Annotated in this window: 16 protein-coding genes; 4 read left to right on the forward strand and 12 right to left on the reverse strand. The window is 70.2% G+C overall.

Annotation, left to right across the window (positions count from 1 at the left end; all coding sequences use genetic code 11):
- Positions 1–159: 159 nt before the first annotated feature.
- The 4 genes from ACQP2X_RS38135 to ACQP2X_RS38150 are packed head-to-tail and all read right to left on the reverse strand — an operon-like array spanning position 160 to position 6,559.
- A complete protein-coding gene (locus tag ACQP2X_RS38135; protein ID WP_498690267.1) occupies positions 160–2,076 on the reverse strand; it encodes an ABC transporter ATP-binding protein in 1,917 nt (638 codons plus the stop codon).
- Positions 2,073–3,830: an ABC transporter ATP-binding protein gene (locus tag ACQP2X_RS38140; protein WP_498690268.1), complete on the reverse strand. Its 1,758-nt coding sequence runs from the start codon at positions 3,828–3,830 to the stop codon at positions 2,073–2,075. Before ACQP2X_RS38140 ends, ACQP2X_RS38135 begins: the two co-directional genes overlap by 4 nt.
- Positions 3,831–3,843: 13 nt before the next feature.
- Entirely contained in the window at positions 3,844–5,034 is a 1,191-nt protein-coding gene (locus ACQP2X_RS38145; protein WP_498690270.1) for an MFS transporter, read from the reverse strand.
- 49 nt (positions 5,035–5,083) lie between these two features.
- A complete protein-coding gene (locus tag ACQP2X_RS38150) occupies positions 5,084–6,559 on the reverse strand; it encodes an alpha/beta hydrolase (protein WP_498690273.1) in 1,476 nt (491 codons plus the stop codon).
- A 116-nt stretch (positions 6,560–6,675) separates the two neighbouring features.
- On the opposite strand from ACQP2X_RS38150, the gene ACQP2X_RS38155 reads away from it, so the two are divergent.
- Positions 6,676–7,764 (forward strand): PQQ-dependent sugar dehydrogenase, encoded by a 1,089-nt coding sequence (locus ACQP2X_RS38155; protein ID WP_498690275.1) that lies wholly within the window; start codon positions 6,676–6,678, stop codon positions 7,762–7,764.
- Positions 7,765–7,766: 2 nt separating this feature from the next.
- Here ACQP2X_RS38155 and ACQP2X_RS38160 read toward each other — a convergent pair whose 3' ends face one another.
- The 4 genes from ACQP2X_RS38160 to ACQP2X_RS38175 form a co-directional block, all read right to left on the reverse strand.
- A complete protein-coding gene (locus ACQP2X_RS38160; protein WP_498690276.1) occupies positions 7,767–8,018 on the reverse strand; it encodes a hypothetical protein in 252 nt (83 codons plus the stop codon).
- Between the two features lie 86 nt (positions 8,019–8,104).
- A complete protein-coding gene (locus ACQP2X_RS38165; RefSeq protein WP_498690277.1) occupies positions 8,105–8,383 on the reverse strand; it encodes a hypothetical protein in 279 nt (92 codons plus the stop codon).
- A gap of 11 nt (positions 8,384–8,394) precedes the next feature.
- Positions 8,395–10,065 (reverse strand): sodium:solute symporter family protein, encoded by a 1,671-nt coding sequence (locus ACQP2X_RS38170; RefSeq protein WP_498690278.1) that lies wholly within the window; start codon positions 10,063–10,065, stop codon positions 8,395–8,397.
- 75 nt (positions 10,066–10,140) lie between these two features.
- Complete coding sequence (locus tag ACQP2X_RS38175; protein WP_498690279.1) at positions 10,141–10,791, reverse strand: TetR/AcrR family transcriptional regulator; 651 nt, start codon at positions 10,789–10,791, stop codon at positions 10,141–10,143.
- Positions 10,792–10,870: 79 nt separating this feature from the next.
- On the opposite strand from ACQP2X_RS38175, the gene ACQP2X_RS38180 reads away from it, so the two are divergent.
- Complete coding sequence (locus tag ACQP2X_RS38180; RefSeq protein ID WP_498690282.1) at positions 10,871–12,034, forward strand: FAD-dependent monooxygenase; 1,164 nt, start codon at positions 10,871–10,873, stop codon at positions 12,032–12,034.
- On the opposite strand, the gene ACQP2X_RS38185 is transcribed toward ACQP2X_RS38180, so the two are convergent.
- Positions 11,982–12,638, reverse strand: a complete 657-nt coding sequence (locus ACQP2X_RS38185; RefSeq protein WP_498690283.1) for an HAD family hydrolase — start codon at positions 12,636–12,638, stop codon at positions 11,982–11,984. The two genes, ACQP2X_RS38180 and ACQP2X_RS38185, sit on opposite strands and share 53 nt — an antisense overlap.
- Positions 12,635–13,507 (reverse strand): LLM class F420-dependent oxidoreductase, encoded by an 873-nt coding sequence (locus ACQP2X_RS38190; protein WP_498690284.1) that lies wholly within the window; start codon positions 13,505–13,507, stop codon positions 12,635–12,637. The genes ACQP2X_RS38185 and ACQP2X_RS38190 overlap by 4 nt, the downstream gene beginning before the upstream one ends.
- Before the next feature lie 235 nt (positions 13,508–13,742).
- On the opposite strand from ACQP2X_RS38190, the gene ACQP2X_RS38195 reads away from it, so the two are divergent.
- Positions 13,743–15,425, forward strand: a complete 1,683-nt coding sequence (locus ACQP2X_RS38195) for a glycosyltransferase family 2 protein (protein ID WP_498690286.1) — start codon at positions 13,743–13,745, stop codon at positions 15,423–15,425.
- On the opposite strand, the gene fgd is transcribed toward ACQP2X_RS38195, so the two are convergent.
- Both fgd and ACQP2X_RS38205 read right to left on the reverse strand, forming a co-directional pair.
- Positions 15,412–16,413, reverse strand: coding sequence for a glucose-6-phosphate dehydrogenase (coenzyme-F420) (fgd, locus tag ACQP2X_RS38200; RefSeq protein WP_498690287.1), 1,002 nt, complete (start codon positions 16,411–16,413; stop codon positions 15,412–15,414). The two genes, ACQP2X_RS38195 and fgd, sit on opposite strands and share 14 nt — an antisense overlap.
- A gap of 10 nt (positions 16,414–16,423) precedes the next feature.
- On the reverse strand, positions 16,424–18,250 hold the full coding sequence (locus ACQP2X_RS38205) for a sigma-70 family RNA polymerase sigma factor (RefSeq protein WP_498690289.1): 1,827 nt from the start codon (positions 18,248–18,250) through the stop codon (positions 16,424–16,426).
- Positions 18,251–18,356: 106 nt separating this feature from the next.
- Between ACQP2X_RS38205 and ACQP2X_RS38210 the strand changes: the two genes are divergently transcribed.
- Positions 18,357–18,752, forward strand: coding sequence for an ATP-binding protein (locus ACQP2X_RS38210; RefSeq protein ID WP_498690291.1), 396 nt, complete (start codon positions 18,357–18,359; stop codon positions 18,750–18,752).
- Positions 18,753–18,817: the final 65 nt, after the last annotated feature.

Consider the following 18,817-nt stretch of genomic DNA (forward strand, 5'->3'; position numbering starts at 1 on the left):
GCTCGGACGGAGAACATCGCCACAACGTGCCACTGCGCCGCCCCGAGCCACGCCACGCCACGCCACGCCACGCCACGCCACGCCACGCCACGCCACGCCACGCCACGCCACGCCACGCCACGCCACGCCACGCCGACGACTATGTCGTGGGTGGGGGTTCTAGTGGGAGTGGGCGGCCCACGTCTCGAACATCGCGGCGTAGGCGCCGCCGGCGGCTACCAGTTCGGTGTGGGAGCCGGACTCGATGATGCGGTGGTCGTCCACCACGATGATGCGGTCGGCGCGCATCGCCGTGGACAGGCGGTGGGCGACCAGGATCGCCGTTCGGCCCTCCAGCAACGCGTCTAGGGCGGCCTCTACGCGCAGCTCCGAGCGCAGGTCCAGGCTCGACGTCGCCTCGTCCAGAACCACCACGCGCGGGGACGCCAGGAAAGCGCGGGCCAGGGCCAGCAACTGGCGCTCGCCCGACGAGACGGACTGACCGCGCTCGTGCAACGGGGTGTCCAGGCCCTCGGGGGAACGCTCGACCAGGTCGCGCAGGCCCACCGCGTCCACGGCGGCCCACACTTCCTCGTCGGTTGCTGACGGGTGGGCGAAGGCGATGTTGTCGCGGAGCGTGCCGGCGAACAGGAACGGCTCCTGCGGGACGACGCCGATCTGGCGGCGCAACGACTCCAAGGTCACGTCGCGCAGATCGTACCCATCAATCGTGATTTTGCCTGAAGAAGGGTCGTAGAAGCGGGTCACCAGCTTGGCCAAGGTGGACTTGCCGGCGCCGGTCGGTCCCACGCAGGCGATCGTCTCGCCGGGGGCTATCCGCAGGTCGACGCCCTCCAGCACCGGGCGGTCGGGCAGGTAGCCGAACGTCACGCCGTCGAAGACGATCTCGCCCTCGACCGGGGGGAGGGTTTGCGTGCCGGGGACCACCGAGGGCTCGGACGAGAGCAGGCCGCGGATCTTGCCGATGGCCGCCTTGCCCTGCTGGTACTGGGTGTAGAGCTGGACCAGCTGCTGCACCGGCTGGAAGAACGAGTTGATGTAGAGGACGAACGCGGTCAACTCCCCTACCGTCAGCTCGCCGCGCAGCACCATCCGGCCGCCGAGCAGCAGCATCACCGCCATCGCGATCAGGCCGATCACCGACGTGCCGGGACCGTAGATGGCGTTGATCCGGCCCGTCCAGTCGTTCGCGTCGCGGTAGGAACCGACCACCTCGCGGTGGGCGACGACGTTGCGCTCCTGGCGGTTGTGGGCGGTGACCACGCGGACGCCGTTCAGTGACTCGGCCAGGTCGGCGAACATGGCGGCGATGGTGTCGCGCTGGCGGTTGTAGCCGCGGTCGGCCGCGTGCCGGAACCACAGCGAGGCGATCGTCAGCGGCGGCACGACCAGCACCAACGTGATGATCGCGAGTTCGGCGTTGTAGTGGAACAGCACGCCGGTCACCACGACCATGGTCAGGCCCTGGATGAGGAACTGGGCGAAGCCGTCCTGGAGCAGGCTCTGCAACGACTCCACGTCGGAGGTCATCCGGGTCATGGTGACGCCGGCCTTCTCCCGCGTGTAGTAGTCGAGCGACATGCGCTGCAGGTGGGCGAAGATGCGGATCCGCAGGTCGCGGGTGGCGGCCGCGGCGAGCAGGCCGCTCTTGCGCATGCGGACCGCGGTGGCCAGGCCGGTGAGCAGGATGGCGGCGACGAAGCAGGCGGTCGCGATGACCAGCACCCGGACGTTGCGGTCGGTGATGCCGTGGTCGATGCCGACCTGCACCAGGTAGGGGCCGGCCTGCAACAGCAGCGTCTCGACGAGGATGGCCAGGGACGCGGCGAGCAGCAGGCCCGGGCGGCCGATCAGGAGCCGGCCGATCGAGATGCGGGCGCCCCGGTCGCGCTTCGGGTCGTAGCGGACGCCGGGGTCGCCGTGCTCGGGCTCGCGTGACTCGAGCTTGGCCACGCCCTCGGCCAGGTCGTCGGGGATGCCGGCGAACGGCAGGCCGTTGCCTTTTCGGCCGGCCGCGCCCATGGTCGGGCGGCCACCGACGTTGAAGCCCCCGAAGCCGCCACCGAACATGCTCATGCCGTCACCTGCGCCGCTAGGACTTCCGCATACCGCGGCTCGCCGGCCAGCAGCGACTCGTGGGTGCCGTCGGCGATCACGCGGCCGCCGGCCATCAGGACCACGCGCTCGGCCAGGCTGATCGTGGAGAGGCGGTGCGCGACGATCAACGTTGTGCGGCCACGCATCTTGTCGCGCAGCGACGAGTGGATCATCTGCTCGACCGTCACGTCGATGGCGCTGGTGGCGTCGTCGAGCACCAGGATCGGCGGGTTGACCAGCAGCGCCCGCGCGATCGCGACCCGCTGCCGCTGACCGCCGGAGAGCGTGTAGCCGCGTTCACCGACCACAGTGTCGTACCCCTCCGGTAGGTTCCGGACGAACTCGTCGGCGCCGGCCGCCACGGCCGCGGCGACGACCTCGTCCCGGGAGGCGTGCGGTTTGCCGTACGCGATGTTGTCGTTGATCGAGAGGGAGAACAGGAACGGCTCGTCGGGCACGATGCCCACCTGCTCGCGCAGTGACGCGAGGCTCAGATCACGCACGTCGTGCCCGTCGATGGTCACCCGGCCCGACGTCACGTCGTAGAACCGCGCGGCCAGCCGCCCGAGGGTCGACTTCCCGCTTCCCGTCCCGCCGACCACCGCCACGGTCTCCCCCGGCCTGATGCGCAGGTTCAGACCGTCAAGAGCGACGGTCCCATTGGGGTACGCGAAGACGACGTCCTCGAACGCAAGCTCACCGCGCAAGGGCACGACGACCGGCTCGGGTCCGTCGACGACGTCCGACGGCGTATCGAGGATCTCGTAGATACGGCGGGCCGACGCCGACGCCCGCTGACCCATCATGATCATCATGCCGAGCATCCGGAACGGCGGCTGGAGCATCAGGATGTACGAGTTGAAGGCGACGATCGTGCCCACCGTGGTGTGCCCGTCGATCACCATGAGCCCGCCGACCAGCAACACCAGGGCCAGCCCGAGCCGGGGCAGGTTGTCCAGCAGCGGATTCCAGCGGCTGCGGATCCGCGCGTCCTGGCGATAGGCCCAGCGGATCCGGTCGGCGCTCTCGGCCAGCGACCGCAGCTGGCGCCCCTCCGCCGCGAAGGCCTTCACGATGCGTACACCCTGAATGTTCTCGTCGACGACGGTGGCCAGCTGGGCCAGGCGGGCCTGGATCAGCCACGACACCGGGAAGATCGCCTTGCGCATGCTGACGCCGAGAACACCGATGATCGGCATGGTCACCATGGCGACGATGGCCAGTGGCACGTTGATCGAGAGCATGAGCCCGAAGGCGACGACCGCGATCAGGCACTGCACGAGGATCGAGGGGCCGAACGACAGGTACATCTGCACGGCGCGGATGTCGGAACCGGAGCGCGACATCAGCTCGCCGGTCTGCACCCGGTCGTAGAAGCCGAACGGCATCCGCACCAGATGCGAGTAGACGATGTTGCGCAGGTCGTACTCCATCTCGTACGCGGTGCGCAGCAGATAGAGCCGGGCCAGATAGTTGATCAGACCTTGGACCAGGGCCAGTCCGACGATCCACCAGACGTACGTGGTCAGGTCGCCGGTGCGGTCGACCACCGCGTCGTCGATGCCGATGCGCACCAGGTTGGGGATCTGCACCTGCACGATCAGCCCGGCGAAGGACAGCGTGAGCGAGGTGATCAGCAGGGTCTTGTGGGCCTTGACCAGCGGCAGCGCCCGGCGCAGCCAGGTCTTGCGAACATCCGGATCGATGGACGCCCGGGGCGCGCGACGACTCAACGGCGCCTCCAATCTAGTTAGCCTGGCTAACGATACTCGCGACCGGCCCGGTCGTGCGGGTGACCCGCGGCACCACGACGACGGCGAGCGCCCCGAGCGCCTGGCAGACCGCGATCCCGGCCAGCAGAGCGACGATTCCGGCGGGCGCGGCGAACCCGGCTATCGCGGCGCCGGTGGCGGCCGCGGTGACCTTGACCCCGGCGCCGAGGGTGAAGATCTGGGTGCGGATCTCCGGCGGCGACTCCTGGTCCCGTACGGCGAAGACCGCCACCGAGACCGGGACCCCGAGCGCACCGGCGACGGCGAAGAGCGGCAGCCCGGCCCAGCCGGCGGGCACCACGAGGAGAACAAGGAACGGAACCACGGTGGCGGCCAGCGACACGGCGACCACCCACTCGGGCGGCCGGCGCCGGATCGGCCACCTGGTGAGCAGCAGCGAGGTGAGCAGCCCACCGGCGGCACCCGCCGACAGCACGAGCCCGGTCAGCTCGTGCCGCCCCGCCTCGTCGGCGAGCAGCGCCGCGACCAGCGGCAGGGCGCCGAACCCGAGCATGCTGAAGATCGTCCCGAGGGTGACCGCGCCGAGCCGGGGCCGCCGCACCATCACCGTGAGGCCGGCCAGCGGCGACCGGATCCGCCTCGGGCCCGGGCTGCCGTCCGCACGCGGCAGCGGGAGGGAGGCGACCAGGATGGCGCCGGCCACGACCAGGGCGACCAGGCCGACGACCGACCAGGAGGCGCCGGCCAGGTCGGCGAGGACGGCGGCCAGGGCCGGGCCGGCAATTCCGGCGACGCTGTACGACATCACGTCGAACCCGAACGCCCGCTCCAACCGGCCCGGAACGAGATCGGGGAGCAGGCTGCTCAGGCCGCCGATCAGCAGCGGAGCACAGCATCCGGCGAAGATCAGGAGCGAGACGGCGGCCGCGGTGGCGCGGCCGATCATTTCGGCACCGGTGAGCAGCGCTCCGCCGTACCCCAGGAAAGCCAGAAAATAGAGAAGCCGCCGCCCGCGCACGGCGTCGGCGAGGGCGCCCGTGATCGGCGCCGCCACGACGTGCGGCACCATCAGCGCCGCGATCAACAGCCCGCCGAGCGCCTCGTCACCCGTGCGATCGAGCGCGAGCAGGAGGATCGCCACCCGGGCGCCCTCGTCGGCGAGGCGGGCGCACACGGCAGCCCCGACATAGCGGGTCAAGGTCATCGCGGCATTCTGTACCCCGCTGAGCCGCCGCTGAACGAAAGCGGCGGTTTCAGCCGACGCCGAACGGCTGCGGCTCCACCGACGGGCACGTCGTGCCGGGGACCGGCAGGGTCAGGCCGGTCAGGTACTTGTCGACCGTGCCGGCCACGCACGGGCTCCGGTTGTAGATGACGTGGCCCCACCCGTCATACGTGAGCAGGGCCGCCTTCGGGCCCAACTGCCCCGCCACCCGCCGCGCCCAGGGATAGGCCGTGGCCGGGTCGTGGCGGGAATTGACCAACAGGGTCGGAATCGTGGCCGGCGGAGGCCCGGAAGCGCTCTGCGGATTGTCCGGCGGCGACGGCCAGCCCAGGCAACCCGTCAGCGCCGACAGCGCCAACGGTGACACCAGCATGTGCGGCGAGCGCGTGGCCAGCGCCTGAAGGCGCCGCCGCAGATCGGGGAAGCCGGTCACCGGCAGGTGCCAGTCCTCGCAGATCACGGCCGGAAAACTGTGGTCGGTCAGATCGACCGGCGGGGCCGGGGCCCGGCGGCCGGTCGGCTTGGCGGCCAGGGCGTCGCGCAGGTAGTACGCGAACGAATACCACTGGGGCTCGTAGAAGGCCGCGAACGCGGCGCCGATCAACTCGGCCAGTGTGAGCGGACGGGGTGGGTCGTACGGATTACGCAGGGTGCCGGCCCGGGCCCGCGCGACCGCGTCCGACCAGACCTTCTCGACGTTCTGGCCCCGCAGGATGCACTGGGTGTCGCGGGCGCACCAGGCGATGAACTGGTGGAACGCGTCCTCGGCGGCGTCCGTCTCCTCGGTCAGGAAGCGATTCAGGTCGGCGCCGTGGTCCATCACGCTGTCCAGCACCAGGGCCCGCAGCCGGGACGGGTAGAACTGGGCGTACTGCTGGCCCATCAGGGTGCCGTAGGACGCACCGTAAAAGCTGATCTTCTGTTCACCCAGGGCGGCGCGGACGGCGTCCATGTCGCGGACCACGCTCGCCGTGTCGACGTGGGGGAAGACCGGGCCGGTGCGGCCGGCGCAGTCGGCGGCCAGCTTGCGGTTGTACGCCATGGTGGCGTCGTACGCCTTCTGGGAGTTGATCAAGGGGTCGGGCTGGGCGTCGACCAGGTCGCGGGAGCAGAGCACCGGGGTGCTCCGGCCGACGCCCCGCGGGTCCATGCCGACGATGTCGAAGCGGGCCCTCAGATCCTCGCCGAAGAACGTGGTGGCGCTCAACGTGAAGTCGACCGCCGAGCCGCCGGGGCCGCCCGGGTTGACCAGCAGCGCGCCGACGCGGCGGGCCGGGTCGGCGGCCTTGCGGCGGGCGATCGTCAGCATCGCGGTCGGGCCGGCCGGGTTCGCCCAGTTGGCGGGGACCCGCATGGTTCCGCATTGGACCGCCTCGTTCTCGGGGCAGGTCTTCCACGTGATGACGAAGGCGGCCGCCGCGGCCCGGGTGGGCGTCACCCCGTACGTCAGCAGGGTGATGACCGTGAGAATCGCGGCCCGGAAGGGTCGCGCCGTAGCTCGCACCGCGCTGCATCTCCGCCCTGCACGGCCGTCGCACCGCGCGGCCCCATCTTCGGACGAACCCGGATCGCGAGTCTGGCGAATGGGTGAAGTTCGCCGGGGCGTGGCACCGTTGGGCCATGAATCGCACCCGTCTCGCCTTCGCCGCCGCCGGAACAGCGTTGCTCGTGGGATGTTCGGAAGCGGAGAGCACGCCCAAGGGACAGGCCACCTATGCCCCCGCACCCTCGGCGTCTGCCTCGGAGACGGCCACCGGGCTCAGGCTGGGGCAGGCGCAGACCATCGCCACCGGCATCGAGGTGCCCTGGGGCCTCGCCTTCCTCCCCGACGGAAGCGCCCTGGTCAGCGAGCGGGAGAGCGGCGACATCCTGCGGATCCCGGCCGGCGGTGGCGATCCCACGACGGCCTATCACGTCGACGGTGTGTCGGCTCAGGGCGAGGGCGGCCTGCTCGGCATCGCCGTCGACCCCGACTATGAGCAGAACAAATTTGTGTACGCCTACTTCACCGCCGCCGACGACAACCGGATCGTGCGGTTCGACGCCGAGAAGAAGACCAAGGTCATCCTGGACGGGATCGACAAGGCGGGCGTGCACAACGGAGGCCGGCTGGCGTTCGGGCCCGACGGCTTCCTCTACGTGGGGACGGGTGACGCCGGCGACGGTGGCGCCTCGCAGGACCGGGACGACCTGAACGGCAAGATCCTGCGGATCACCCGGGACGGCGCGGCCGCGCCCGGCAACCCCACCGCGGGCTCGCGGGTGTGGTCGATGGGCCACCGCAACGTGCAGGGCCTGGCCTGGGGCGCGGACGGGAAGATGTACGGCGTCGAGTTCGGCCAGAACACGTGGGACGAGGTCAACGTGATCGAGCCGGGCAAGAACTACGGATGGCCCGGGGCCGAGGGCAAGGCCGGCGACGGCCGGTACGTGGATCCGATCGTGCAGTGGTCGACCGACGAGGCCTCACCCTCGGGCGCCGCGGTCGCCGGTGACGACCTTTACGTGGCCGGTCTGCGCGGCGAGCGGCTGTGGGTGGTTCCGCTGAACGGCGGCGAGCCGAGGGCCGAGTTCACCGGCACGTACGGGCGGCTGCGGACGGTGGTCACCGCGCCCGACGGCGCGCTCTGGCTCACCACCTCGAACAGAGACGGCCGCGGGGATCCGCAGGACGGCGATGACCGGATCCTGCGGTTCCCCGCGGCCTGAAGCTATTTCCTGCTGGGTGGTAGTTCCGGAAGGGCCGAGATCGCGGCGGCGTACACCGCGATCTGGCGGCCGTTGGGGACCACGCCGACGGCGCGGAGCTGGTCGTGGATGGCCTGCGCGACCGAGTCCTCGGCCCGGCCTCGGTGGGTCTGCATGACCTTGTTGACCACGTAGTCGACTCTGACCTGTTGTTGCCACCCGGCGGATCGTGACCCGCCGCCGGTGGCGTAGCTGATGGGGGCGACGCGTTCCATGCCCTGTCTATCGGACGCCGGGCGCCACCTTGCGAAAGTATGGGGCGGTGCAACCTGAGCGCACCCAGGTCACACCGCCCCGACAATCATTCGCCCTCGCCCTCGCCCTCGTCCTCGGGCTTGGCCTTGGGCGGCTCGGGCGGGCTGAGCCGCAGCCAGAGCAGGAACAGCAGGCCCAGGGCCAGCATCGCCAGGCCCATCCACAGGTTGATCCGTACGCCCTCGGCCTTGTCGATCTCCGCCTGGTTGTCGAAGATCCCGAGCAGGGTGACGATCACGCCGTACACGACGAAGAGGCCGCCGATCACCCGCCGGACGTCGAAGAGACGTGCGGCCGCGGACGCTTTCCGCTTTTCCTCAGCCATGACGGTTCTCCTTACCAGACCGGGATGTACAGGACGAATGCCAGCACGACCGCGATCGCGCCGAGCAGGACCGGGTTACGCCACCACACCTTGTCCCCCGAGATGATCACTTCGCCGCTGGTGCTGGTGCCGCCGAGGCCGTAGACCAGGCCGCGCAGCTCCTCCTCCGGCTTGGGCGGGGTGAAGAGCGTGACCAGGACGGCCACCACGACCGCGGTCACGAAGGCGGCGCCGGCGCCCCAGAAGCTCTCCTCCAGGTCGGAGTTGAAGTGGATGGCGTCGGTGATGTGGCCCAGGTAGAGGGCGAGCGAGGCCAGGAAGCCGAGCAGCAGCGACCAGAAACCGGCCCAGGCCGACATCCGCTTCCAGAACATGCCGACGATGAAGGTCGCGAACAACGGCGCGTTGAACAGCGAGAACAGCGCCTGGATGTAGTTCATGATGTTGTCGTAGCCGGCCGCGATGAAGGCGGTGCCGATGCCGATGACCACGCCGCCGAACGTGGCCCAGCGGCCGACCTTCAGGTAGTAGTCGTCACTGCGGCCCTTGCGGATGTAGGGCTGCCAGATGTCGTACGTGAAGACGGTGTTGAAACCGCTCACGTTGGCCGCCATGCCGGCCATGAACGAGGCCAGCAGACCGGTGACCGCGACACCGAGCACGCCGTTGGGCAGCAGATCGCGCATCAGCAGCGGGATCGCGTTGTTGTAGGTGAGGTCGCCCGACTCGGCGCCCAGGCCCTTGACCGTGACCAGCGCGATCAGACCGGGGACGACGGTGACGACCGGGATCAGCAGCTTCGGGAAGGCGCCGATGATCGGGGTACGCCGGGCCGCGCTCATGTCCTTGGCCGACAGCGCCCGCTGCACCTCGGCGAAGTTGGTCGTCCAATAGCCGAACGACAGCACGAAGCCCAGGCCGAAGATGATGCCGATCCAGTTCGCGCCGAGCGGGTTGTCGCTGGTGCCGGTGTTGGCCCAGGTGTGCAGGCCGGCCTCGCCGAGCGGGCTCTGCCGCACCTTCTCGAACAGGCCGTCGATGCCGCCGACCTTGACCAGGCCGACGATGGTGATCGGGAGCAGGCCGGCCAGGATCACGAAGAACTGGAGGACCTCGTTGTAGATGGCCGAGGAGAGACCGCCGACGCCGATGTAGATCAGCACGATGGCGGCGCCCAGCCCGATCGAGACCCACAGGGGCCAGCCGAGCAGTGCCTGCAGGATCAGTGCCAGCGCGAACAAGTTCACGCCGGCGATGAGCACCTGGGCCACCGCGAAGCTGACCGCGTTGAACAGGTGTGTCGAGTTGTTGAAGCGCCGCCGCAGGAACTCGGGGACGCTGTGCACCTTGGAGCCGTAGTAGAACGGCATCATCACGATGCCGAGGAACACCATGGCGGGCACGGCGCCGATCCAGTAGTAGTGCAGGGTCATCAGACCGTACTGGGCGCCGTTGGCGGCCATGCCCAGGATCTCCAGCGCGCCCAGGTTCGCCGAGACGAACGCGAGACCGGTGACCCAGGCCGGCATCGAGCGGCCGGACAGGAAGAAGTCCGCGCTCGTCTTGATCGCTCTCCGCGCCGCGAAGCCCACACCGAGCACCGTGCCGAAGTAGAGGATCAGAATCAGGTAATCGAAGATGTCGAGGTCGAGCCGTAGGCCGCTCGCCGCAAGTACCTCCACAGGCCACCTCCATGGCAAAAGTCGCCATGGGCTACCCGAGACGAAGATCTTTCACACCTCGATGTGTCCTTCGCACTACCTGTCACGTAACAGCACGTCGACGCCGTCGAGGATCCGGCTCAGGCCGAAGTCGAACGCCTGGTCGGCGCCGCCCCGTTCGGCGGCGTCGGCGACCGCCGCGGCCAGGGCCGGGAAGCGGTCCGGATGCTCACGCAGGACGAGCCCGATGGCGGCGGTCAGCTCGCTCTCGGCCGTATCGGCCTGCCCGGCGATCATGCGGACCTGGCCGGCCACGGCGGCCACGGCGTCCATCCGCTCGGCCCCGGTCAGCCCGGCCGGCAGCACGGACAGGGCGCTCTCCATCCAGGCCAGCTCGTTCGGGCCGATCGGGCGCTTCCCGCTGGTCGCCTCCAGCGCCCACCGATGCCCGGCATAACGGTCGAGCAGGGACGTCGCCCACATCGTGAGCGCCTCACGCCAGGGCCCGCTCACCGGGGGCGGTGCGCCGAGCGCCTGCTCGAGCATCACCGCCACCAGCTCGGTCTTGCCCGGCACGTAGCGGTAGAGCGACATCTTCGTGAAGCCGAGCTCGGCCGCCACCCGCTGCATGGTGACCGCGGCCAGCCCCTCGGCGTCGGCTACCGCGATCGCGGCATCGGCGATCTGACTCAGCGTCAGCGCCGGTTTCGGGCCGCGGGTCCGCGGACGCTCCTCCCAGAAAAACATCTTGCCCTCCCTCGGAACTGTGTCTATCGTACACAGAAATAAACCGAGTCCGTTGGACACAGTTTCTCGGAGGCCTGACATGGATGTCCTCATCTCCGGCGCGAGCATCGCCGGCCCCGCGCTCGCCTATTGGCTCGGCCGCTTCGGCATCCGGCCGACGATCGTCGAGATCGCCCCCGAGCTGCGCACCGGCGGCAACGCGGTCGACTTCCGCGGTCCCCTGCACATGGGCCTGCTGGAGCGGATGGGCGTGCTCGACGATCTGCGGGCGGTGCAGACCGGCGGCACGGCGATGCGTTTCGTCGACGCCGACGGCGCCAAGCTGATGGAGTGGCCGGCCGGCCTGGCCGGTGGCGACCTCGAGGTGCGCCGGGGCGACCTGGCCCGCGTCCTGGTCGCGGCCGGCGCCGGGCACACCGGCTATCTGTTCGGCGACAGCATCGCCGCGCTCGACGAGCACGAGGGCGGCGTCGACGTCACCTTCGCGAGCGGCCAGCAGCGCACCTTCGACCTGGTCGTCGGGGCCGACGGCGTGCACTCACGGGTGCGGCGGCTGACCTTCGGGCCCGAGGAGCGCTTCGTGAAACACCTGGGCTACTACGTGGCGACCTGGGGCGCGCCGGCCGCCTCGCGCGACATGCTGCTCTACAACGAGCCCGGTCGCATGATCAGCAGCGGCGGCGACGGCGTTTTCGCGGCGTTCGCCTCCGACAAGATCGAGTACGACCGCCACGACCCCGCCGCCGCCCAGAAGATCCTGCGCGAGCGGTACGCCGGTATGGGCTGGCGGGCGCCGGAGCTGTTGGCCGCGATGGGCGACGACCTCTACTTCGACCAGATCTGCCGTGTCGACGCCCCCGAGTGGACCCGCGGCCGGATCGCGCTGGTCGGCGACGCGGCCAGCGGGGCCACCATCGGCGGGCAGGGCAACGGGACGGCGCTGGTGTGCGCGTACGTGCTCGCGGCCGAACTGGCGGCCGCGCGTGGCGACCATCGGGTGGCCTTTCCGGCGTACGAGAAAAGGATCGGCCGGTTCGCGCGCGGCACCCAGAAGGGCGGCGACACGACCGGCCGGTTCCTCGCTCCCAAGTCGGCGCGGGGCATCCGTTTGCGGAACTACCTCAACAACCGCAAGTGGTTCCTCGACCTGACCTTCAAGATCGCGGCCGACCGGGCCACGAACCTGGAGCTCACCGCAGAGCCGCGACCGCTTCGGCCGTCAGATCCGGCAGGCGGTCGATGACCAGCGACGCTCCGGCGAGCGCGTCCGCCGCCGGTGGATAGACGCCGTGCGGGACGGCGATCACCGCCATCCCGGCGGCGGCGGCCGAGCGCAGGCCGTTGCTGGAGTCCTCGATCGCCGCGCAATCCCCGGGCTTGACTCCGAGCTTGCCGGCGACGGCCAGATAGACGTCCGGCGCCGGCTTGCCCCGCGGCACTTCCTCGGTCGACATGGTCACCTCGAAGGCATCGGTCAGCCCTGCCGTGGCCAGCACCTGGTCGATCAGGATCCGGGCCGACGAGCTGGCCAGCCCGAGCGTGAAGCGCTCCCCCAGCCGCTTCACCGTCTCTACCGAGCCTGAGATGAGCGGCAAATCGGATTTGTACCGCTCGGCCATCTGGCCCAGAACGTCGGCCGCGACCTCCGCCGGTGTACGGGGAACTCCCACCTCCTCGGCGAGGTGGGTGGACCACTCCCCCGTACTCATGCCCATCATGCGATCTTGAGAATCGGGAAGGAAGGACCTGCCGTACGACGCCACGTACGACCGCCGCACGTCCTCCCACACCTCCTCGGTGTCGATGATGACGCCGTCGAGGTCGAAGATCACCGCGGAGATGGTCACAGCGCCTCCGCCGCCGGCACGATCTCCTTGGCGAAGATCTCGAACTGCTTGGTGTCCCACACGTTGCGCAGGCCGCCGTGCCCGACCTCGAAGCCCATCCCGGCCAGCCGGGTCAGCGTCTCGATGATCTCGCCGACCCGCTCGCCCTTCTCACCCAGGTCGAACGGCACCATCACGGTCTTCTGGATCTCGTCGTAGTCGCGGCCCACGTCCTCGCAGTGCTGCTTGAGCACGTCGAGCTTGTGCTGCAACTGCGGACCGGGGAACAGGTTGCAGGCGTCCGCGTACTGCGCCACCAGCCGCAGCGTCTTCTTCTCACCGCCGCCACCGATCAGGATCGGCGGGCGCGGCCGGCTCAGCGGCCGCGGCGAGTTCAGGAGCCGGCCCAGCCGGTAGTGCGTGCCCTCGAACGGCGTCTCGTCGCCGTCGAACATCTGCCGGCAGATCTTCAGCGCCTCCTCGAGGCGCTCGAAGCGCTCCTTGGTCGGCGGGAACGGCAGCCCGAGCCCGATCGACTCCTCCTCGTTCCAGGCGGCGCCGATGCCGAGGATGGCCCGGCCGCCGGAGAGGACGTCGAGCGTGGTCACCGCCTTGGCCAGCAGGCCCGGCTCGCGATAGACGACGCCGGTCACCAGCGTCAGCAGCTTGGCCCGCTTGGTGTGCGCGGCCAGAAAGCCCAGTGCGGTGTACGCCTCGAGCATGTCCCACTCGGCCGGCCCGATGGCCTGGATCTGCCACAGGTGGTCCATGACGCTGATCCGCTCGAAGCCGGCCTCGTCGGCGGCCGAGGCGACCTCACCGAGCACCGGCCCCAGCCTCGGCGCCCCCTCGGGCCAGGTGAAGTTCGAGATGTGCAAACCCAGTTTCACAGCCGTTCCCCTCGCAAGAGACGCTCCGACAAACCTAATCATGCTTTTGTACGCAGGGTGTCCGCTCAACGGCCGGTTCGAACCACGGGAACGATCTTCCTCGGCCGAACCGAGGAGTTGCTGAACGGTTGCCGGCCGGTAGTTTCGAAGATCAGAAACAAGCTTGAGGAGCACCGCCATGCTTCCTTCGCCGCTTCCCCCAGCGACGAACCGCGCCCGACCATCGTCACCCTCAGTGAGCGTCGTCCTTCCCGTCCGGGACCCCGCGGGCCTGCCGCTGCTGCTGCGCGGCCTGCCACCGGTCGACGAGGTCGTGGTGGTGGCCGAGGCCGGTTCGGCGGCCGCCGTGGCGGCGAGGAGCCTGCGACCCGGCGCCGTCGTGGTGTCTCCTACCCGGCCGGGCCCGGGTAATGCGCTCGCGTCCGGAATAGCGGCGGCCCGGGGCGACGTGGTGGTGACCCTGAACGGCGACGGCTCGACCGACCCGGCCGAGATCCCGCGCTTCGTGGCGGCGCTGGTGGCCGGGGCGGACGTGGTGACGGGTTCGCGCTACGTGGCCGGGGGCCGCGACTTGACCGGCGGCCGGTTCCGCCGCTGGGCCGACCTGATCCTGATCTGGTGCCTGAACGTGCTGCTGGGCACGCGCCGCACCGACCCCGGTTTCGGGTACACCGCGCTCTGGCGGGACGCGGTCGACCAGCTGAACCTGCCGGACCCCTCCATGAGGGCGGGCGCCTCGTGGGGCGAGGGCCCGGAGATCGCCCCACTCTTGACGATCCGTCCGGCCACGCGAGGCCTGGGGGTGACCGAGGTCCCGAGCGTGGCGTTCCCCCCGATCAGGCGCACTCACCGCGACGATCGCCCCCGCCTCCACCATTGGTTGCGCACCGCTTTGCGCGAGCGCGCCAACCGTCGCTCACACGGTCGGCCGTCATCGGACACGTCCTCGTTCGTGACCGCTCTCCGCGCCACGTCGCCTTCTCAGCCCAACACCTCGTCCGCGACCACGTCCTCGTTGCCGGCCGCGCCCCTTTCCCCGACCAAACCTTCGGCCGCCTTCCCCACCGCTACCTCCTTCCCGACCGCGGCTTCGAACGTTCCGCGCGTTCAGTACGGACCTGGGTTCCGCCTGGAACAAGACGGTCCCGGCTATCGGATCACTCCCGAGCCGCGCTCCACCGACCGCTCGAGGCGCCGGCCAAATCGGGAAAGTCGGATTCATGAAGGCCGAGAGGGCGGCAGAGGGTTGATGGGCCGCAAAGGCTCGGCGAGCGGCGGAGGCGCTGCGGGCCCTCGCGGCTGGACGAGCGGCGGGAACGCCGCGGGCCCTCGCGGCTTGGCGAGCGGCGGGAGCACCGGGGGCCCTCGCGGCTCGGCGAGCGGAAGCACCGGGGGCTATCAAGGCTCGGCGAGCGGCGGCGGCTCGGAGGGAGGCCGAGGGCTGGCGGGCGGCGAAGGCTTGGCGGGCCACGAAAGCGGCGGCGGCACGGCCAGCGGGCGGGGCTTGACTGGCGGGCCAGGCCCGGCCGGCGGGCCAGGCTTGGCCGGTGGGCGGGAGCGGACGACGGCTGCCGTGTGGCGGCAAGCTGATCGGCGGGCTACCGGGGAGCCGATCTGGAGTCCGTCGCATCGGGCCTCGCCGCCCGTTCGGGATCTTTGGCGTGGGCAGAACCCTCCGGTGGCGCCCTATCCGGCCTCGCATCCTGAGCCGCTCTTCGGGCCCGATGTTCAGCCGCGCGCCGCCGAGGATGCCTGGCTTCCTCTGCCCCGCGCGCCCAAGCAGCCCGGCGAAGTGGGCGCCCGGCGCCGGCGGATCGCCGGCCGCCAGTCGCAGCCCGACCTTCGCGTCATCAACGGCGAAGGTGCGGGCCCGGCCGGCGGCCGCCGGGGCCGGCTGCGGTCGGTCAAGAAACCCTAGAGCGCAGCTGCGGCAGGATCTTCTCGCTGTAGAGGCGCAGGAAACGCTCCTGGTCGGGGCCCGGAGCGTGGAAGACCAGGTGCTTGAAGCCCATGTCGAGATATTCGGCGATCTTCTCGGCGTGCTCGTCGTGGTCGGACGAGACGATCCAGCGTGAGGCCGTGCGCTCGACCGGCAGCTCGTCGGAGAGGCGCTGCATCTCGATCGGGTCCTCGACGCCGGTCTTCTCGTCGGGGGTGAGCGCCAGCGCGCCCCAGTGCCGGGTGTCCTGGCGGGCCTTCTCATGGTCGTCGTCGAACGACACCTTCACCTCGATCAGCAGGTCGAGGTCGTCGATTTTGCGACCGGCCTTCTCGGCGCCCTCGCGCACCGCCGGCAGCAGCGTGTCGGTGTACAGCTCCCGGCCCTTGCCGCTGGTGGTGATGAAACCGTCGGCGATGCGGCCGGCCAGCCGGGTCGCGGACGGGCCGGAAGCGCCGATGTAGATCGGCACCGGGATCTCCGGCTTGTCGTAGATCGTGGCGTTCTCGGTCTGGTAGAACTGCCCGTCGAACGTCACCCTGTCCTCGCGCCACAGCTTCTGGATGAGCTGCACGGCCTCCTTGAGGCGGGCGAAGCGCTCCTTGCCGTCCGGCCACGGGATGCCCAGCGGCACCTCGTTGAGCGACTCGCCCGAGCCCACGCCCAGCACGACCCGCTCCGGGGCCAGGCAGCCCAGCGTGGCGAACGCCTGGGCCACCACGGCCGGGTGGTAGCGGAACGACGGTGTCAGCACGCTCGTGCCGATCAGGATCCGCTCGGTGCGGGCGGCCAGGGCGCCCAGCCACGGCAGCGCGGCCGGCGCGTGACCGCCGTCGTGCCGCCACGGCTGGAGGTGGTCGCTGACGAAGACCGAGTCGAAGCCGAGCTCCTCGGCCAGCACGCTGTAGTTGAGAAGTTCCGACGGCGGGAACTGCTCCGCCGAAGCCTTGTACCCGAACCGAATCATGTTCACGACACTAACCCGCGGCCTTGTACGCCTTACCGGCCTCGGTCGGACTGTCACCGTCCTGGTAAAGACCGAAATCCACGCTGTCGCCGACGGCCGGGAGCCCGAACCAGGCGTACCTCTCAAGCCAGGACCTGCTCTCCAAGCCCTTGGTGGTGCCCTTGATGAAGGTCACCAGCTGCGCCTGGGTGGGATATTTGGGCGTACCGGAGAAGTTCATCAGGCCGAACTCGGTGACCCAGATCGGCTTGTTGTAACGCTTGTGCACCGCGTCGACGTACCCCAGGAACTGGTTTACCGCGGCCGCGCTGAAGTCGGACCCGTACCAGTGCAGGGTGATGAAGTCGACGCGGTAGCCCTTGGCCTCGGCCCCGCTCATGAAGCGGTCGAGCCAGCCGCCGGGGGTGTCACCGCCGTACGCCACCGAGGGGCTGCCCAGGCGCATGCCGGTCGCCTGGAGCTTGGGCCAGGCGGCCAGGGCGTCCTCGACGGTCATGTTGGCCTGACCGCCCATGTCGGGCTCGTTGAAGCCCAGTAGGACGTCGCCCTCCTTCTTGACCTCGGACAGGGTGGCGTCGGTGACGTTCGCCTTGCCCCAGACCATCGGGACGAACTCGACGCCGGACGGGCCGGGGACGTCGTTGTTGTTCGGGCCCCAGTTGTAGTACCAGCCCGCGCCGACGTCGGCCAGCGCCGCCTTCGACCCGGTGAACTTCCAGACCCCGACGCCCTTCTTCTTGCTCTCCTTGGCCGGGATCACGATCGGGGCCGCGCTGGTCGGCTTCAGGGTGGGCGTCTTCGACGGCGTGGGTGACGGCGCGGCCGACGTCTTCGACGGGGTGGGCGACGGACGGGTCGTCGCCGGCGCCGGCGCGGGCGCCTGCACCGCGGCCGTGGCGACCTTCGGCGGGTCGGGCTGCTGGGTGACCACGACGGCCACCCCACCGCCGACGACCGCCGTGGTGGCCAGGGCCGCGGTCAGCACCTTCTGCGAGAGGCCGAGGCCGACCTTGGTCGCGACGTGGGCGCCCACGCCGGCCTTGGCCCCGGCGGCGCCACCGATCGTGAGGCCCTTGCCCAGCAACGTGGCCGGCAGCGGCACGAGGGCCATGCCGGCCAGCAGCCGCTCGGCCGCCACGAGACCGTTCCACGACGGTGAGCAGTAGCGGCAGTCGCGGGTGTGCCGGGCGATGCGCTTGCGCCACAGCGCGCTCGGCCGGCCGTCCCACTCGGCGGTGACCGCTTGGAGGTCGGGGCAGGGCGGGGCGGCGGCGAGAGCCCGTACGACCACTCGGGCCGTCTCGAGCTGGCCTTTCATCCGCTGCACGCGGACGGCGGCGTGCTGGCGGGTCACGTCGGTGGCGGCCACGATCTCGTCGCGGGTCAGCTCGCCGGAGGCCTCGAGCCACCACAGCGAGAGCAACTCGCGGTTGTCCTCGTCGAGCCAGCGGGTCGCCTCGGCGGTCTCGCGGCGCTGGCCGGAGAGCTCGAGCCGGGTGATCGCCAGGTCGGTGAAGTCGGCGCCGGGGTCGCGCAGGTCCTCGTGGAGCAGCGCCTCGGGGGCGCCGCGGCGGGCCCGGAAGCGCTCGCGCACCTGCCGCACGGTGATCGCGACCAGCCAGGACCGGAACGCCTCGGGCTCGCGGAGGTCGCCGAGGTTGCGCAGGACCCGCAGCATGACGTCCTGCACCACGTCGTCGACGTCGGCGTGACCCTCCAGGGCCCGGCCGACGATCGTGTAGACCAGCGGCAGGTAGCCGGCCACCAGCCGGTCGACGGCCACCGGGTCGCCGGCACGCGCGGCGATAACGGTGGCGATGTCGGGTTGGTCCGCCATGGTCCTGCCTTCCCTCGGGGCGTCGTCGGAAAGGGAGACGGCCCCGCCCACCTCGGATAACACGTTTCTGCGATTAACGCGCGACCGTACCGGGAAACAAGACCACATGCGTATGACAGTCCGGCTGGCCCTACCCCGCGAGGCGGGCAGCGTTCCCGCCGTTCGCCGGCTGCTGCGCTCCGCTCTCGACGTCCTGCACGTGAACCGCAACGACTCCGACGACCTGGAGATCGCGATCACCGAAGCGTGCTCGAACGTCGTGCGGCACGCCAGCGGCACTGACACCTTCGAAGTCTGTCTCGACGTGGCCGACGACAGGTGCTCGATCGATGTGAGCGACGACGGGCCGGGTTTTGATCCCGGCATGCCGGGTACGCCCCCGTCCTCCTCGACCGAGCACGGGCGCGGCCTGATGCTGATCAAGGCGCTGGGAGAGAACGTGCGCATGCACTCGGTCCCCCGCTGCGGCAGCCTCATCCATTTCGAGAAGTCGTTCGCCTGACCTCGTGTCACCCGGTCGCGAGCAAGCACCTATGATGCTTGCTCTGCGGCAACTATTGCCATGGG

This window comes from Actinoplanes sp. CA-131856 (assembly GCF_050956135.1).
GTDB lineage: Bacteria > Actinomycetota > Actinomycetes > Mycobacteriales > Micromonosporaceae > Actinoplanes.

Coding starts and splice junctions, on each gene's coding strand:
- ACQP2X_RS38135 (WP_498690267.1), bottom strand. CDS start 2,076: ATGAGCATGTTCGGTGGCGGCTTCGGGGGCTTCAACGTCGGTGGCCGC.
- ACQP2X_RS38145 (WP_498690270.1), bottom strand. CDS start 5,034: ATGACCTTGACCCGCTATGTCGGGGCTGCCGTGTGCGCCCGCCTCGCC.
- ACQP2X_RS38155 (WP_498690275.1), top strand. CDS start 6,676: ATGAATCGCACCCGTCTCGCCTTCGCCGCCGCCGGAACAGCGTTGCTC.
- ACQP2X_RS38160 (WP_498690276.1), bottom strand. CDS start 8,018: ATGGAACGCGTCGCCCCCATCAGCTACGCCACCGGCGGCGGGTCACGA.
- ACQP2X_RS38165 (WP_498690277.1), bottom strand. CDS start 8,383: ATGGCTGAGGAAAAGCGGAAAGCGTCCGCGGCCGCACGTCTCTTCGAC.
- ACQP2X_RS38175 (WP_498690279.1), bottom strand. CDS start 10,791: ATGTTTTTCTGGGAGGAGCGTCCGCGGACCCGCGGCCCGAAACCGGCG.
- ACQP2X_RS38180 (WP_498690282.1), top strand. CDS start 10,871: ATGGATGTCCTCATCTCCGGCGCGAGCATCGCCGGCCCCGCGCTCGCC.
- fgd (WP_498690287.1), bottom strand. CDS start 16,413: ATGATTCGGTTCGGGTACAAGGCTTCGGCGGAGCAGTTCCCGCCGTCG.
- ACQP2X_RS38205 (WP_498690289.1), bottom strand. CDS start 18,250: ATGGCGGACCAACCCGACATCGCCACCGTTATCGCCGCGCGTGCCGGC.
- ACQP2X_RS38210 (WP_498690291.1), top strand. CDS start 18,357: ATGCGTATGACAGTCCGGCTGGCCCTACCCCGCGAGGCGGGCAGCGTT.